15 protein-coding genes are annotated in these 15,765 nt (G+C 71.1%); 8 read left to right on the plus strand and 7 right to left on the minus strand.

From position 1 onward, the window contains the following. The first annotated feature begins 42 nt into the window (after positions 1–42). Positions 43–957, plus strand: coding sequence for an NAD-dependent epimerase/dehydratase family protein (locus AC1DYP_RS09125; protein WP_477046050.1), 915 nt, complete (start codon positions 43–45; stop codon positions 955–957). Between the two features lie 9 nt (positions 958–966). Here the strand turns inward: AC1DYP_RS09125 and AC1DYP_RS09130 are convergent, their stop codons facing one another. The 5 genes from AC1DYP_RS09130 to AC1DYP_RS09150 form a co-directional block, all read right to left on the minus strand. After that, positions 967–1,551 carry a DNA-3-methyladenine glycosylase I gene (locus tag AC1DYP_RS09130; RefSeq protein WP_477046051.1) on the minus strand — a complete coding sequence of 195 codons (585 nt, stop codon included), beginning with the start codon at positions 1,549–1,551 and terminating at the stop codon, positions 967–969. Between the two features lie 68 nt (positions 1,552–1,619). Then, a complete protein-coding gene (locus AC1DYP_RS09135; RefSeq protein ID WP_477046052.1) occupies positions 1,620–3,131 on the minus strand; it encodes a serine hydrolase domain-containing protein in 1,512 nt (503 codons plus the stop codon). A gap of 54 nt (positions 3,132–3,185) precedes the next feature. Beyond that, a complete protein-coding gene (locus AC1DYP_RS09140) occupies positions 3,186–3,566 on the minus strand; it encodes a PRC-barrel domain-containing protein (RefSeq protein ID WP_477046053.1) in 381 nt (126 codons plus the stop codon). A 62-nt stretch (positions 3,567–3,628) separates the two neighbouring features. Continuing rightward, complete coding sequence (gene ygfZ / locus AC1DYP_RS09145; protein WP_477046054.1) at positions 3,629–4,423, minus strand: CAF17-like 4Fe-4S cluster assembly/insertion protein YgfZ; 795 nt, start codon at positions 4,421–4,423, stop codon at positions 3,629–3,631. A gap of 64 nt (positions 4,424–4,487) precedes the next feature. After that, positions 4,488–4,976, minus strand: a complete 489-nt coding sequence (locus AC1DYP_RS09150; RefSeq protein ID WP_477046055.1) for an arsenate reductase/protein-tyrosine-phosphatase family protein — start codon at positions 4,974–4,976, stop codon at positions 4,488–4,490. A 143-nt stretch (positions 4,977–5,119) separates the two neighbouring features. Between AC1DYP_RS09150 and AC1DYP_RS09155 the strand changes: the two genes are divergently transcribed. Further along, on the plus strand, positions 5,120–6,283 hold the full coding sequence (locus AC1DYP_RS09155) for a glycosyltransferase family 9 protein (RefSeq protein WP_477046056.1): 1,164 nt from the start codon (positions 5,120–5,122) through the stop codon (positions 6,281–6,283). A gap of 173 nt (positions 6,284–6,456) precedes the next feature. Here the strand turns inward: AC1DYP_RS09155 and pip are convergent, their stop codons facing one another. After that, entirely contained in the window at positions 6,457–7,542 is a 1,086-nt protein-coding gene (gene pip, locus AC1DYP_RS09160) for a prolyl aminopeptidase (protein WP_477046057.1), read from the minus strand. Between the two features lie 153 nt (positions 7,543–7,695). Between pip and AC1DYP_RS09165 the strand changes: the two genes are divergently transcribed. The 5 genes from AC1DYP_RS09165 to AC1DYP_RS09185 all read left to right on the plus strand — a co-directional run bounded on the left by AC1DYP_RS09165 (position 7,696) and on the right by AC1DYP_RS09185 (position 13,233). After that, complete coding sequence (locus tag AC1DYP_RS09165) at positions 7,696–9,030, plus strand: dihydroorotase (RefSeq protein ID WP_477046058.1); 1,335 nt, start codon at positions 7,696–7,698, stop codon at positions 9,028–9,030. A 211-nt stretch (positions 9,031–9,241) separates the two neighbouring features. After that, positions 9,242–9,607 carry a YciI family protein gene (locus AC1DYP_RS09170; RefSeq protein WP_477046059.1) on the plus strand — a complete coding sequence of 122 codons (366 nt, stop codon included), beginning with the start codon at positions 9,242–9,244 and terminating at the stop codon, positions 9,605–9,607. A 134-nt stretch (positions 9,608–9,741) separates the two neighbouring features. Continuing rightward, positions 9,742–10,095: a YciI family protein gene (locus AC1DYP_RS09175; protein ID WP_477033203.1), complete on the plus strand. Its 354-nt coding sequence runs from the start codon at positions 9,742–9,744 to the stop codon at positions 10,093–10,095. A gap of 5 nt (positions 10,096–10,100) precedes the next feature. Continuing rightward, a complete protein-coding gene (locus AC1DYP_RS09180) occupies positions 10,101–11,348 on the plus strand; it encodes an RNA polymerase sigma factor (protein ID WP_477046060.1) in 1,248 nt (415 codons plus the stop codon). Between the two features lie 64 nt (positions 11,349–11,412). Beyond that, positions 11,413–13,233, plus strand: a complete 1,821-nt coding sequence (locus AC1DYP_RS09185) for a feruloyl-CoA synthase (protein WP_477046061.1) — start codon at positions 11,413–11,415, stop codon at positions 13,231–13,233. A gap of 46 nt (positions 13,234–13,279) precedes the next feature. Here AC1DYP_RS09185 and AC1DYP_RS09190 read toward each other — a convergent pair whose 3' ends face one another. Next, a complete protein-coding gene (locus AC1DYP_RS09190) occupies positions 13,280–13,966 on the minus strand; it encodes a lysoplasmalogenase (protein ID WP_477046062.1) in 687 nt (228 codons plus the stop codon). A gap of 219 nt (positions 13,967–14,185) precedes the next feature. On the opposite strand from AC1DYP_RS09190, the gene AC1DYP_RS09195 reads away from it, so the two are divergent. Continuing rightward, positions 14,186–15,727 (plus strand): acetolactate synthase large subunit, encoded by a 1,542-nt coding sequence (locus AC1DYP_RS09195; RefSeq protein WP_477046063.1) that lies wholly within the window; start codon positions 14,186–14,188, stop codon positions 15,725–15,727. The last annotated feature ends 38 nt before the right edge of the window (positions 15,728–15,765 follow it).

Consider the following 15,765-nt stretch of genomic DNA (forward strand, 5'->3'; position numbering starts at 1 on the left):
AACCGTCGATGCGATCAGGCCGCCTCTGATCGGAGAAAGCCCATGCGTGTGTTGTTGACCGGATCGTCGGGATGGTTGGGACGGACCCTGGCGCCGGCCCTGCGCGCCGCCGGCCATGGAGTGACCGGGCTGGACATCGTCGCCTCGGCCGAGACGTCGGTGGTCGGCTCGGTCGCCGATCGCGCCCTGGTGCGCCAGGTGATCGGCGACCACGCGATCGAGGCGGTGATCCACGGCGGGGCCCTGCACAAGCCGGACATCGAGCGTTTCGACCGTCAGGCTTTCGTGGACGTCAACGTCACCGGCACGCTGAACCTGCTGGAAGAGTCCGTCGCCCAGGGCGTGGGGCGGTTTGTCTTCACCTCGACCACCTCGCTGATGATCTCCGAAGCGATCAGGGCCGGGGCGGCGGGCGGGGCCCGGCGGGCCGAGTGGCTGACCGAGGACAGCCCGGTCCAGCCGCGCAACGTCTACGGGATCACCAAGCTGGCGGCCGAACAGCTGTGCCGGCTGGTCCACCGCGAGCACGGCCTGCCGGTGGTGGTGCTGCGCACCAGCCGCTTCTTCCCCGAGGCCGACGACATGGCCCACGCCATCGCCCAGTCCGACGCCAACACCAAGGCCAACGAGTTGCTGTTTCGCCGCCTGACCGTCGACGACGCGGCGCGCGCCCACCTGCTGGCTCTGGACCGCGCGCCGGAGTTGGGCTTCGACCTGTTCATCGTCTCGGCCCCGCCGCCGTTCACCCGTTCCGACGCCGAGGCGTTGATCAGCGACGCGCCGCGCGTCGTGGCCCGTTATTTCCCGCGCTACGCCGAGCTCTACGCCCGGCGCGGCTGGACGATGTTCGACAGCATCGACCGCGTCTACGACCCGTCCCGGGCGGCGGCGCGGCTGGGCTTCGTCTGCGAAACCACCTTCGCCCAGGTGCTCGAAGGGCTGGAGGCGGAAAGCTAGAGCCGCCGCCTACCGCGCCATCTTCCGGCATTCCTCGTGGCGGAAGCAGGTGGTCAGGTGGTCGTTCACTAGCCCCGTCGCCTGCATGAAGGCGTAGACGATCACCGGGCCGCAGTACTTGTAGCCCTTGGCCTTGAGCATCTTGGCCATGTCGACGGCCAGGGGCGTCTGGGCCGGGACGTCGCCGCCGGTCCAGCGGTTCTGGATCGGCTTGCCGCCGACCATGCCCCACAGCAGATCGCCCAGGTCCTCTCCCCGGTCGCGCATCTCGCAATAGATCCGGGCGCCCGAGATCGCCGCGTCGATCTTGCCGTTCGAGCGGATGATGCCGGCGTCGGCCATCAGCCGGGCGCGATCGGCGTCGCCGAACCGGGCCACCTTGTCCGGGTCGAAATTGGCGAAGGCGGCGCGGAAGGCCTCGCGCTTGCGCAGGATGGTGATCCACGACAGCCCGGCCTGGAACCCGTCCAGCACCAGCTTCTCCCACAGGGCGCGGGAGTCGTACTCCGGCACGCCCCATTCCTCGTCGTGATAGGCCTCGTAGAACGGGTCGCCGTTCATGCCGCGCCAGGTGCAGCGTTGGATCTCGGTCATGGGCGGAGCTTGGCCCGATCAGTTGGAACTTTTCAAGAACAAATCCAATCGGCCGCCTTTCGGTGTGCTCACTGGCGGACGTAGTAGGCGGTCGATCCAGTCTCCGGCATGGCCACCGTCACGCCGCGCACCTTGCCCCAGGCGTCGCGGCGGAACTCGAAGGTGAAGGCGTAGAGGCCCGACTGGGCGAACTGGCCTGGGCCCATGGTCAGCAGGGGAGAGGGCTTGTCCTGGCCGGCCGGCGTCATGTGCACCGTGTCGCCGGCGACCGCGAACCGCAGGGCGTCGTATTCGAAGTTGTCGGCCAGGGCGCGGCGAACGTCCATCGGCACGGCCGGGTCCAGGCGGTAGTCCCCGGCGAGGTCCGGGGCGGGCGGAACGCGCGGCACGACCGTCCGCAGCGCGGGGTGGGCGCCTTGGCCGATGGCGTCGGCCAGGGCGTTGCGCACTTCGGCGATCAGCGCCCCGCCGTTGGCGCCGTTGGTCAGGATCACGAAGCCGTCGCCGGTCTCGGGATAACCCTCCATGAACGCCAGATAGCTCTCGTTGGCGCCCAGGTGGAAGAAGTAGCGGCCCGGTCCCATTCCGCCGAGGCGCGGACCCAGGCCGAACGGACCCGGCGAGACCTCGGTCAGCATCGCCGTCGCCAGGGGCTGGGGCAGGAAATCCGAGCGGCCCTGGTAGCTCCTGATCAGGCCGCCGACCAGCCGGCCCAGGTCGTTGGCGCTGGTCCACAGGCCCGAAGCGCCGGCCTCGGCGAAGGCTTCCCAACCGCGCGGCGCGGCCCGGGGCGCGCCGTCGTCGCCGTGCGCCTTGGCGATATTGCCGTGGGCGGCCGACAGCGGGCTCTCGAACGTGCTTCGTCCCATGCCCAGCGGCGCGAACACCTCCGTCCGCGCCAGGGCCTGGAGAGGCTGGCCCGTGGCGTCCTCGATCGTGGCCTGCTCCACGCTCACCCCGCCGCCCGAATAGTCGTTCACCCGTCCGGGCGTGGTCTTGAACCGCACGGCCTCGTTCTTGGCCGGCTTCTGGCCGTCCAGCACCTGGACCAGGGTTGGCAGCGGCTCGGCCGGCTGGTAGTCGGCGAAGCCATGCACGCCCAGGCCAGAGGTGTGGGACATCAGCATGCGCAGGCTGACCTCCGGACGCGGGGCTGTGTCGGAGACCGGCAGCTTCCAGCGCTTGAGGTAGTCGTCGACATCGCGGTCCAGGTCGAGCCGGCCCGCCGCCACCAGCCGCAGGGTGGTCGTCGCGGTGGCCACCTTGCTGATCGAGCCGACCGAGAACAGAGTGTCGGCGTCGACCCTGTCGTCGGTCCCGGCCTCGCGCAGGCCATAGCCGGCGGCGGCGACCACCTCGCCGCCCCGCAGCACCGCCACGGCCACGCCGGGCACCTTGTGATGGGCCATGCGCTCGGCCAGCGACCAGCCCGGCGGCGCTTGAACGCCCGCCAGCACATTGGGGCGCAGGCCGTGGTCGAGGGGCGCAAGCGGTGCGGGCTGCGCCGTTGGCCTGGCTTGCGCGCCGGCGGCCAGGAAGAGGACGCAGCCGCTCAGGATCACGCTCGCCAGTCGCCTCATTAGCCCTCTCCCAACATCGAGTGGCGGGGAGAGTGTGCGGGCGACAGCGTTCGCTCAATGCGGATAATTCTTAAAGATAGTCCATGAACTGGCGCCGTCCGCCCAGCGCAGGCTGGGCGGCTTGGTGTGGACGATCATGTCGTCGTCCTTCGGCTCCGGCGTCACGGTGACGTCGGCCAGGGCGACGACCACCTTCTTGTCCGGGCCCGGGCGGTCGATCTCGATGACCACGGCGGTGGGCTTGCCGGCCGGGTCCAGCAGCACGTGCTCCACCTCGCCGGCCCGGCGGCCGGCCGAATCCATCACGTCCGCGTCCTCGATCTGGCCGACGGTCGCCTTGTGCTGGGTGGGCTGGCTTTCGTCGCGGGCGATGGTCTGGGCGGTGGCCGCGCCGGCGATGGCGGCGAGCGAGAGACCGATCAGAAGACGTTTCATGGGCAGGACTCCTTGAAAGCAGGCCTGTCCAACGTTCCGCCGTCTGACGATGTTCCCGTCTTCTAGTCGGCGGGACCGGTCGGCGGGACCCAGGCGGGCCGCTCGACCGCGGCCGCCCGGCCGTCCGCCGTCAGGTCGGCGCCCTCGATGCGGTCCAGGCGCAGCAGGGCCATGGCCCGGCCGTCGCGGCCCGACAGCACCTCGCCGGCCCGCAAGGTCCCGGCCAGAACCTCGGTCCCGAAGGCCGGCGGCGGGCCGTCGAAGGCGATCGGCAGCATGCGGTTCTTGATCACGCCCCGCCGCTTCATGCGGCTGGTGGTCTCCTGGCCGACGAAGCAGCCCTTCTTGAAGTCGATGCCGTTCAGCAGGTCGAAGTTCGCCTCGATCGGATAGGTCTTGTCGGTCCCCCAGTCGGCGGGGCCGGGAACGCCGAGGGCCAGGCGGCGGGCGTCGTAGTCGTCCTCGGTCGCGGTGGTCTCGAGAGCGCCCGCGTAGAGCCGGGACCCCAGCGCGGGGAGGCGGGGATCGGCGATCCCCTCGCCGGCGGGGAAACTCGCGAAGACGCAAAGCGCGCTCGCCGCCAGCTCCACCTTGGCCCGCAGCTTGTACATGGTCAGGCGCATCAGGACGGCGTCGCGGTGCTCGGCGGCGACGTCCAGCAGCAGGCCGTCCTCCACGCCCGCCACGAACAGGTCGTACAGCAGCCGGCCCTGCGGGGTCAGCAGGCCGGCGAAGCGCAGTTCGCCCTGGGCCAGCGTCTCGACCTCCTGGCTCAGCAGGCCGTTGAGGAAGCTTCGGGCGTCGGGGCCCGAGACGGCGATGACGGCCCGCGAGGGCAAGGCGGCGATCTGGTTCACCCGGCGGATATAGGCCGCCAGGGTCCAACCCGCCAGCGGATCAGCTTCCCGACCAAGTCAGGGCTCAGGTCTTGCCGATGGCGTCGACGTGGCTGGTCAGGCTGATGCGGTCCAGCGACTGGAAGGGCAGCTGCATGAAGGTCTCGATGCGCCGTTCCAGCCCGCCCAGCATGCGGGCGTAGACCAGGGCGATCTCGACCGGGTCCTCCTCGACCAGCAGCGGGTCCTCGCAGGCCCAGTGGGCGGTGACCGGCTGGCCGGGCCATTCGGGCATGGGCTCGCCGCGCGCCGTGTCGCTGAGGGTGAAGACGAAGTCCATCGGCTCGTCCCCGGCGAACACCGCGTACGACTGCGGCTTCAGGTCCGACGGGTCGTAGCCGGCGCGGGCCAGGGCGCGCAGGGCCACGGGGTCGGCCTTGTCGCCGGGCGCGACGCCGGCGCTGAACGCCGTGAACCGGCCGGCGCCCTTCTGGTTCATGATCGCCTCGGCGATGATGCTGCGGGCGGTGTCGCGCCGCGACAGGAAGAGAACGCGATACGGAGAGATGGTCATGGGCCGGCTCCGGAGTCCTGTTGAAGGCATCCTGGCGCCGTTTCGTGACGATCTGGCGTCTCTCCGATGCAAGGTCAAAGAACGGAAAGCTGAGCCGTTATCGAGGGATGCGCCGACTCGCGACCCGCCTTATACAAGGACGGATGACACAGCGGGCCTTCCCGATTCTCTTCATCACCGCCACGCGGATCGGCGACGCCGTGCTGTCGTCCGGCCTGATCAAGTTCCTCGCCGACCAGATCCCCAACGCCCGCTTCACCATCGTCTCCGGACCCTTGGCCGCGCCCCTGTTCGCCCACGTGCCGGGCCTGGACCGGGTGATCGTCATGGAGAAGGGCAAGGGCAAGGGCCACTGGTTCAAGCTGTGGAACCAGGTGCGCCACAGGAAGTGGGGCCTGGTCGTCGACCTGCGCGGATCCGGCACGGCCCTGTTCCTGCGCCGCGAGAAGCGGGCGATCTGGAAGAAGCACGTGGGCGAGCCGATCCACAAGGTGATCGACGCCGCCCGCGTGCTGAAGCTGGAAGGCGATCCGCCGGCTCCGCACCTCTACATCACCCCCGAGGTCCAGGCCCTGGCCGACCAGTTGCTGACGCCCCGCCTCGGCGAGCCCGCCGGCCCGATCCTGGCCGTCGGCCCGGCCTCGAACTGGGTGGGCAAGATCTGGCCGATCGAGCGCTTCGCCCAGACCGCCCAGCAGCTGCTGGCCCCCGGCGGTCCGATGGCGGGCGGGCGACTGATGATCCTGGGCGGTCCCGGCGACGAACGCATGGTCGAGGAGCTGCGCATGGCCTCGGCCCGCGGACGCTATGTCGACCTGACCGGCAAGGTCGACCTGCTGACCGCCTATGCGGTGCTGAAGCGCGCGGACCTGTTCATCGGCAACGACAGCGGCCTGATGCACATCGCCGCCGCCGCCGGCGTCCCGACCCTCGGCCTGTTCGGCCCGTCGGACGAGCGCCGCTACGGCCCGTGGGGTCCGCTGACCAAGGCCGTGCGCGGCCCGCGCACGTTCGAGCAGTTCCTGGCGGTCGACCCCGACCTGTCCCAGGCCATCCGCCACATGAGCGACCTGCCGGTGACCACCGTGGTCAAGGCGGCCAAGGCGCTGCTGGCCGAGGCGAAGGCGGCGGCCGAGGCCGCGCCGGAAGTGGTGGTCGAGGAGGATGCGCCGGAAGCGACCGTCGAGGACGCCGCGGTGACGCCGGAGCTCCAGGCGGTGGTGGAGGATGCGGCGGAGCCGGACACTGCTTACGAGCCTGCCGAAACGCCCGCTTCCGAAGACACGATCGAAGCGGACCGCACCTAGGTCCACCCCGCACCCCCAGCGTCCGTCATCCTCGGACTTGTTCCGAGGACCCCTCGGTCCGCCGAGCTGACCTTGCCTTGGCGCGCTTGCGCGCCACCCCACCGCCTTCGCGGTTGAAGCAGGGGTCCTGGGAACAAGTCCGAGGATGACGAGCGTGGGTGGTGATCGCTGCCCTAGATCCTCGCCAACCCGTCCATGATCGCTGTCAGGGCCAGCACCGTCTCGGCTTCCATGGCGCTGTGGCCGGCGTTGGTCCGCACATAGGTCGCCGGCGGCGCACCCGCCGCCGCCAGGGCCGCGACCAGCCGCGAGGCCTGGGTCAGCGGGCAGACCTGGTCGAAGCGGCCGTGGACCACATGGATCGGCAGCCCCGCGATCTTGTCCGCATTGGCGGTGATGTAGTCCGGCACCAGGAACAGGTCGTTGGCGAAGAAGTGCGCCTCGATCTGGGCGAAGCACAGGGCGAAGTCGGCCTCGCCGAACTTCCCCGGATCGTCCGCCTCCGGGATCATGTTCGAGATCGCGCCCTCCCAGACCGACCAGGCCACGGCCGCCCGAAGTTGGGCCTGCCTGCCGGCGTCGTCGCCAGGCGTTGAGTCGAAGATCGCCTTGTAGGCGCCCATCATGTCGCCGCGCCGCCCAGCCGGGATGACCTCGACGAAGGCCTTCCACTCGTCGGGATAGCTCACATAGGTCCCCGGCTCGCTGAGGGCGTAGGGCGTCTGCTCGAACACCGCCGCATTGCCCTGGTACATGTAGAGCAGGTCCTCGCGGGTCCCCAGGAAGATGCCGCGCAGGATCAGCGAGGCCACGTGCTCGGGATGGCGGATGGCGTAGACCAGGGCCAGGGTGCTGCCCCAGCTGCCGCCGAACACGTGCATCTTGCCAGTGATGGCGAGCGCGTCGCGCAGGCGGTTGATGTCGGCCACCAGGTGGTCGGTGTCGTTGCGCACCAGGGCGACGGCTGGGCCGTGCGAGGCCACGGTCGGCGTGCTTTTCCCGCAGCCGCGCTGGTCGAACAGGATCACGCGGTAGCGCTTGGGATCGAAGAACCGCGACATCACCGGCGCGCAGGCCCCGCCCGGCCCGCCGTGCAGGAACATCACCGGCTCGCCGTCGGGATTGCCGTATTCCTCCCAGTAGAGCTTGTGGTCGGGCGCCTGGTCGACCTGCAGCAGTCCCGTCCGGTTGGGCGCGCCTTGCGGATACTTCCACTCGCTGGTGACCTTGCTGGTGGTCTGGAGTCTGGAAAAGTCCATGGGAGCCTCGTGCCGCTAGGGGAATGACGCGGAGGTGCGCCCGTCGCGCGCGAGGGTCAATGTCGGAAGCGGGCGATATTTGGTCTTGCGGGCGCTAGGGTGGGCTCCTAGACCGCCTCGAACCGTCACAAAAGCCCGGCAGGAGCCGCCCCCATGACCCAGACCTTCGACCTGATCGTGCGCGGCGGCGAGGTGGTCAATCACGCGGGGCGCGGCTTCGCCGACATCGGCGTGCGCAACGGCAAGATCGTCGCCATCGGCGACCTGGGTCAGGCCAGCGCCGGCGAGATCTTCGACGCCACCGGCCTGACCGTGCTGCCCGGCGTCATCGACAGCCAGGTCCACTTCCGCGAGCCGGGCCTGGAGTGGAAGGAAGACCTGGAAAGCGGCTCGCGCGGCGCGGCCCTGGGCGGCGTGGTCGCCGTGTTCGAGATGCCCAACACCGAGCCGACGACGACGGACCCGGACGCCCTGGCTGACAAGCTGGCCCGCGCCAAGGGTCGCATGCACACCGACCACGCCTTCTATGTCGGCGGCACCCACGAGAACGCGACGTTCCTGGGCGAGCTGGAGCGCCTGCCCGGCTGCTGCGGCATCAAGGTGTTCATGGGCGCCTCGACCGGCACCCTGCTGGTGCAGGACGACGAGGGCGTCGAGAACGTGCTGCGGCACGTCAACCGCCGCGCCGCCTTCCACTCCGAGGACGAGTACCGCCTGGCCGAGCGCCGCTCGCTGGCCCGTCCAGGCGACTGGACCAGCCACCCGGAAGTCCGCGACGCCCAGGCCGCCATGCAGTCGACCGAGCGCCTGGTCCGGATCGCCAAGAGCCTGGGCAAGCGCATCCACGTGCTGCACGTGACGACCCACCAGGAGATCGAGTTCCTCTCCAAGCACAAGGACGTGGCCAGCGTCGAGGTCACCCCCCAGCACCTGACCCTGGTCGCCCCTGAGGCCTATGAGCGGCTGAAGGGCTTCGCCCAGATGAACCCGCCGATCCGCTCGGCCGAGCACGTGGCCGGCGTCTGGCGCGGCATCGAGACCGGCATCGCCGACGTCCTGGGCAGCGACCACGCCCCCCACACCCGCGAGGAAAAGGCCCGGCCCTATCCGGCCTCGCCCTCGGGCATGCCCGGCGTCCAAACGCTGGTGCCCATCATGCTGACCCACGTGGTCAATGGCCGCCTGTCGCTGGAGCGCTTCGTCGACCTGACCAGCCATGGCGTCAACCGCGTGTTTGGCCTGGCCGACAAGGGCCGCATCGCCGAGGGCTTCGACGCCGACTTCACCATCGTCGACATGAAGGCCAAGCGCACCATCACCCACGACTGGATGGCCACCCGCTCGGGCTGGACCCCGTTCGACGGCTTCGAAGCCAAGGCCTGGCCGGTGGCGACCATCGTGCGGGGCACGGTGGTGATGCGGGACGACGAGATCGTGGCCGAAGGGACCGGGGCGCCGGTGCGGTTCCTGGAGACGCTGGCGGGGTAAACCCCCTCCGGCCCTCCGGGCCACCTCCCCCAGAGGGGGAGGATCTTGGCTGACGCCGCGCCTTCTAGATGCTCCCCCTCTGGGGGAGCTGTCGCGGAGCGACTGAGGGGGTCTCACCGTCCCTCGACTTTTTCCCGCGGCCCCTGTCGAATTCCCCCCGCCTCGCGCGTCTTCCAGCGAGGGCGCGGGCCGTGCGCCGACGGAGGGTTCGATGAAGTACCTGCTGATGATCTACTCCAACGAAGCCGACTGGGCCTCGCCGGAGGGCCAGACGGCTCTGCCGGACATCATCGCGGCGCACGAGACGCTGCAGGGCGAGCTGCGGGCCAGCGGCATGGACTGGCTGGGCGCGCGGCTGGCCGACACGCCGACCGCCCGCACCATCATCCAGGGCGCCGAGGGGCGGGTGGTGCACGACGGGCCGTTCGCCGAGACCAAGGAACAGCTGGCCGGCCTCTATCTGGTCGAGGCGCCCGACATGGCGGCCGCCGAGGCCTGGGCGCAGAAGATCCCGCTGATGGCCGGAGCCAAGGTCGAGGTTCGGGCGATCGTCCATAGTCCCAACGACCCGGCTTAGCCGAGATTTGGTCGCCCCCCAAAAAGCCGTGCGAAAAACTTGCGGGCGAATGTCGAGTCCCGTCAGGTTGCCGCGTCTCTGATCCGAGACCGGGCGGCGCACCCGCCGGCTCGGTCGTCGAGGAGGACTGATCCATGCAATACGCCCTGGTGATCTACGAGGACGAGGCCGTCTACGGCGAAGAGAACAGCCCGGTCTGGCAGGATATCCTGGCCAAGCACACGGCCTTCGCCGGCGAGCTGGTCGAGAAGGGCCTGCTGCGCGGCGGGGCGGGTCTGAAGACCACCAACACCGCCACCACCGTGCGCCGAGCCGCCGGCCAGTGTTCGCTGCACGACGGGCCGTACGCCGAGAGCAAGGAACAGCTGGGCGGCTTCTACCTGATCGAGGTCCCCGATCTCGACGAAGCCCTGGCCTGGGCGCGCAAGCTGCCGCTGTCGGGCGACGGCTCGGTCGAGGTGCGGCCGATCATCGAGGGCACGACGTAACCACGATGGCGAGGAGCCTCCTCGACCAGGCGGCGCGGACCCACGGCGGGCGGGTGATCGCCGCCCTGGCCGCCAAATACCGCGACCTGGACCTGGCCGAGGAGGCCTTCGCCGAGGCCTGCCTGAACGCGGCCCAGGCTTGGCCCCAAATGGGCGAAGGAGGGGACGGGGCGCCCCGCGACCCGGCCGCCTGGCTCTACAGCGTCGCCCAGCGGCGGGCGCTGGACATGCTGCGGCGGCGAGGCGTGCGGACCCGGCTGGTTCCCGATCCGCCGACGCCGCCCCCCAGCGCGGAGGACGTGATGGTCGACGATGCGCGCCTGATCCCGGACGAGCGGCTGCGGCTGATCTTCGTCTGCTGCCACCCGGCCGTGGCGCCCGACGCTCGCGCCGCCCTGACCCTGCGCCTGGTCTGCGGCCTGTCGACCCAGGAGATCGCCCGGGCCTTCCTGGTCCCCGAGCCGACGCTGGCCCAGCGGCTGGTGCGGGCCAAGCGCAAGATCGCCCAGGCCGGCATCCCGTTCGAGGTGCCCGGTCCCGAGGCCTGGCCCGAGCGGGTCGGGGCGGTGCTGTCGACCCTGGAGATCGCCTACGCCAAGGCCCACGAGGACGCGGCCGGGGCGGGCCAGCACGCCGGCTACGCCCAGGAGATGCTGGACCTGACCGCCGTCCTGGCCGACCTGCTGCCCGACGAGCCCGAGTGCCTGGCCTTCGCCGCCCTGGTCCGCTACGCCGAGGCCCGGCGCCCCGCGCGGATGGACGACAGCGGGGCGATGACGCCGCTGTCCGAGCAGGATCCGGCCCTGTGGCGGCGTCCCTTGATCGTCCAGGCCGAAGCCCTGCTGCGCGCCGCCGCCCGTCGGCGACAGCCGGGGCCGAGGCAGCTGCAGGCGGCCATCCACGCGGCCTGGTGTTCGCGCACGGGCCTGGCCGAGCCCGCGCCCTGGCCGACCGTGCTGGCCCTCTACGACGCCCTGCTCAAGTGGCGCGACGACGCGGTGGTGCGGCTGAACCGGGCCGTGGCGGTGGCCGAGGTCTCGGGTCCTGCCCTGGCCCTGGCCGAGGTGGACTGGCTGGACGGGGTCGCCTTCCGCGACTTCGGCCCGTTCCACGCGGTGCGCGCCGACCTGCTGGCCCGGTTGGGCCGAAGCGGTGAGGCTTTGGCGGCCTACGACCGGGCGCTGGCTCTGGACCCGGCCCCGGCCGAGCGGTTGTGGCTGGAGCGGCGGCGGGGGCAGGCGGCGGCGCGCTGAAGCGAGACCTTGGGTCAATTAACCGCCATTGCCACCCGTCCCGTCGTGGTTAACACTTCGACTCATGGATGGGACGTCAGAGACCCACGCACCGTTCCGCGACGCCCGCTACGCGCCCCCGGCGCTGGACGTCGAACGCCGCGGCGACGTTCTGATCCTGCGCAACCCCACCCCCTATTCCAAGACCGTCCAGACCGTGACCGCGCCGCTGGTCCGCTGGGCCTCGCAGACCCCGCACCGCGTCTGGCTGGCCGAGCGGCCCCATGGGGAGAGGGGCGAGGGCGCCGAGGGCTGGCGGACCGTGACCTACGCCGAGGCGGCCGATCAGGTCGCTCGCTTGGCCGGGGGCCTGGTCCGCCTGGGTCTCTCGCGCGGCAAGCCCCTGCTGATCCTGGCCCGCAACGGGATCGACCACGCCCTGATCGGCTACGCCGCCATGAGCCTGGGCGCGCCGATCGCCCCGGTCTCGCCGCAGTACGGCCTGAAGGGCGCGGACCTCTCCCGTCTGGCCTTCGCGGTCGAGCGGCTGAAGCCGGCGGCGGTCTATGTCGACGACGCCGAGGCCTTCGCCGACGCCCTGGCCGCGCCCTTCCTGGCCGACCTGCCGGTGGTGGCCGGCCGCAACGCCCGCGAGGGCGACGTGGCGTTCGAGGCCCTGCTGGACTCCGAGCCCCAGCCGCCCGTCTGCCGGCCCGACGACGCCGCCAAGCTGCTGCTGACCTCGGGCTCGACCGGCCTGCCCAAGGCGGTGATCTGCACCCACGCCAACATCGCCCTGAACGCCGCCCAGATCGCCGCCTGCTACGAGGATCCGGACCCGCCGGTGCTGGTCAATTCCGCCCCCTGGAGCCACAGCCTGGGCGCCAACGCCATCCTGCACATGGTGCTGCACCGGGGCGGGACATTGTACATTGATGGTGGCCAGCCGCTGGCTGGCGGGCGCTTCGACGAGACCGTGCGCAATCTGCGCGAGGTGGCCACGACCTATCACAACATGGTCCCGGCCGGCTGGGGCCTGCTGGTCGGCGAGCTGGAGCGCGACCACGCCCTGGCGGCCAGGTTCTTCGAGAAGGTGCGGGTGCTGCAGTACGGCGGGGCCTCCATGGCCCAGTCGATCCTCGACCGGGTCCAGGCCGTGGCCCTGCGCACGATCGGCTGCCGGGTGACCTTCGCGGCCGGCTACGGCGCCACCGAGACCGGCCCGACCGCCTGCAACATCCACTGGCTGAACGCCCGCTCGGGGATGGTGGGCCTGCCCACGCCCGGCACGGCGGTCAAGCTGGTGCCGGTCGCCGACGGCCCGCCCGACAAGTTCGAGATCCGCGTGAAGGGGCCGCAGGTCTCGCCCGGCTACCTCGACATGCCGGAAGCCTCGGCGGCGGCGTTCGACGAGGACGGCTTCTACCGGCTGGGCGACGCGGCCAAGCTGGCCGACCGGCTCAATCCCTCGGCGGGCCTGGTGTTCGACGGGCGGCTGGTCGAGAACTTCAAGCTGGCCAACGGCACGTTCGTGGTGGCCGGGGCGCTGCGCGTCGCGGCGGTTTCGGCGATCGCCGGGGCGGTGTCGGACGCGGTGGTCTGTGGCGAAGGGCAGGGCGGCGTGGGGCTGATGCTGTTCCTCGACCCCAAGGCGGCCTTGCGGATCGGCGAGCCGGACGCGGTCAAGGCGGCGATCCGCGCCGGGCTGGAACGGCTGAACGGTCTGGCCAAGGGCGGCGGCAAGGTGACCCGGGCGCTGGTGCTGGACGGAGGCCCGGACGCGGCGTCGGGAGAGCTGACCGACAAGGGCTACATCAACCAGGCCCTGGCGCGGGAACGGCGACCGGCGGAGCTGGCGCGGCTGTTCGCCGAGGAGCCGGACGACGGGGTGATGGTGTTTTCGTAGCGTGACGGGTGAAGGTGGGGACACACACTCACCCCACGATCCGCGCTCATCTTGGCGAGGCCTCGGTGTGAGTGTGTGTCCCCTCCGTCGCGCTCAACGCCCGCACCACCCCCATGCAGATCAGCAGCTGCCCGAAGTAATACAGCCCCCACACCGCCAGCCCGACGGCGAAGCTGTCCGGCCAGGGTCCGCCCCGGCCGAAGATCAGCAGGTCCGAGACCACGAACATCAGCGCCCCGACTCCGACGCGGTAACGCGGGAGCCGGCTGAGCCAGGCGGTGGCCGCCATCAGGGCCAGGCCCAGGCTGTAGAGCGCCACGCCCGGCGCCCCGGCCCGGTCGGCGGGCAGCAGGAAGGCGACGATCATGACCGCCGGGACCAGCACGACGGCCAGGGCGACCTGACTGCGGGACGGGTTCGGACGCCGGTTACGCAGGTAGAGGCCGATGGCGACCAGGTGTCCGGCCAGGAAGGCCAGCGCCCCGACCGTCAGTCCGGCCGCCCCCAGCAGCACGTCGCCCAAGGCGCCGAACGCCATCACGGCGACCAGCAGCCGGCCGTCCAGGCTCCGGGCGTTCAGCGCCGCGTAGACCGTCAGCAGCCCGACGCCCAGACCCTTCCAGGTCAGGTCGACGGCTTGCGGCAGGCCCCGGTCCCAGGTCGCCACATAGCTGATCCCGGCGATGATCGAGGCGATCAGCACGGCCTTGGCCAGGCGATTTGATTGAGACATCCGGTTTCCCCCTGGCCGAGCCCGCTCTTCGGCGGCGCTTCGGTGGGCCAGACTGCGACGGGTGACGCTGCCAGCGCAACCTCCCCTCAACCGTCATCCTCGGACTTGTTCCGAGGATGACGGGGGTTTGGGGGCGGATCCTCTCACCCCGAACCCGCAACCAGCGTTGGCGCATCCCGCGAAATGTCGGAAGCTGGTCCGAACGGTACGGAGAAGACCATGAACGGCGCCGACGCCCTGATCACCACCCTGGCCGACAACGGCGTCACCGCCTGCTTCGCCAATCCCGGCACCAGCGAGATGCAGTTCGTCGCGGCTCTGGATCGCGAGCCGCGCATGCGCAGCGTGCTGTGCCTGTTCGAGGGCGTGGCGACCGGGGCGGCCGACGGCTACGGGCGGATGACGGGCACGCCGGCCTGCACCCTGCTGCACCTGGGTCCCGGCTACGCCAACGGCGCGGCCAACCTGCACAACGCCCGGAGAGCATTCACCCCAATCGTGAATGTCATCGGCGACCACGCCACCGATCACCGCCAGTACGACGCGCCGCTGAACTCCGACATCGCCGCCCTGGCCGCGCCCAATTCGATCTGGGTCAAATCGGCCGACAGCGCCGACGTGGTGGGTCCCCTGGCCGCCGAGGCCGTGGCCGCCAGCTTCGGCGCGCCGGGCGGGAACGCCTGCCTGATCCTGCCCGCCGACAGCGCCTGGAACGAGACCAACACCGCCGGGCCGGTGATCGAGCGGCCCAGGCCCCGAGCGCCCGACCCGGTCGCCGTCGCCGCCGTGGCCAAGGCGCTGAAGGCCGCCGCCAAGCCCGTGCTGTTGCTGGGCTCGGGCGCGTGCGGCGAGACGGCGATCACCGCCGCCGGGCGGATCGCGGCGACCGGCGCGCGGGTGCTGACCGACACGTTCACCGCCCGCCAGGCGCGGGGCGAGGGCCGCTTCCGCCCCGACAAGCTGCCCTATTTCGGCGAGCAGGCCCTGAAGGACCTCGAGGGCGTCGACCTGATGGTGCTGGTCGCCACGACCGAGCCCGTGGCCTTCTTCGCCTATCCCGACCGGCCTAGCGTGCTGGTTCCCGACGGCTGCGCGACCCTGGAGCTCGGCGACCGGGGAACGGACGCGGCCGCCGCGCTCGAAGCGTTGGCCCAGGTGCTGGGCGCGCCGGCGACCGGGGCCGTCGAGCCCTATGCGCCGGCCGCCGCCCCGGCGGGCAAGCTGGACGCCTGGGCCATGGGCGCGGCCATCGCCCGCCACATGCCGGCCGGCGGGATCATCTCCGACGACGCGGTGACCGCCGGCCTGCCGATCTTCACCCAGACCCGCAACGCCCGGGCCCACGACTGGCTGTCCCTGACCGGCGGGGCTATCGGCCAGGGCATCCCGCTGGCCATCGGCGCGGCCGTGGCCTGTCCCGACCGCAAGGTGCTGGCCCTGACCGGGGACGGGGCGGGGATGTACACGGTGCAGGGCCTGTGGACGATCGCCCGCGAGAAGCTAGACGTGACGGTGGTGGTGTTCGCCAACCACGCCTACCGCATCCTGGGCATCGAGATGGGCCGCACCGGCGGCGGCGAGCCCGGCCCGGCGGCGTCGCGGCTGCTGGACCTGGGCGACCCGAGGATCGACTGGGTGGCGGTGGCCGGAGGGCTGGGCGTGCCGGCCGAGCGGGTCGCGACGGCGGAGGCGTTCGACGAGGCGATGGCGCGGGCGATGCGGGAGCCAGGGCCTCATTTTATAGAAGCGGCGATGCGGTAAGGGGTTCGGGGCGAAGGTGGGGACACACACTCACGCCA

Source organism: Caulobacter sp. P1_D6, from assembly GCF_056406095.1.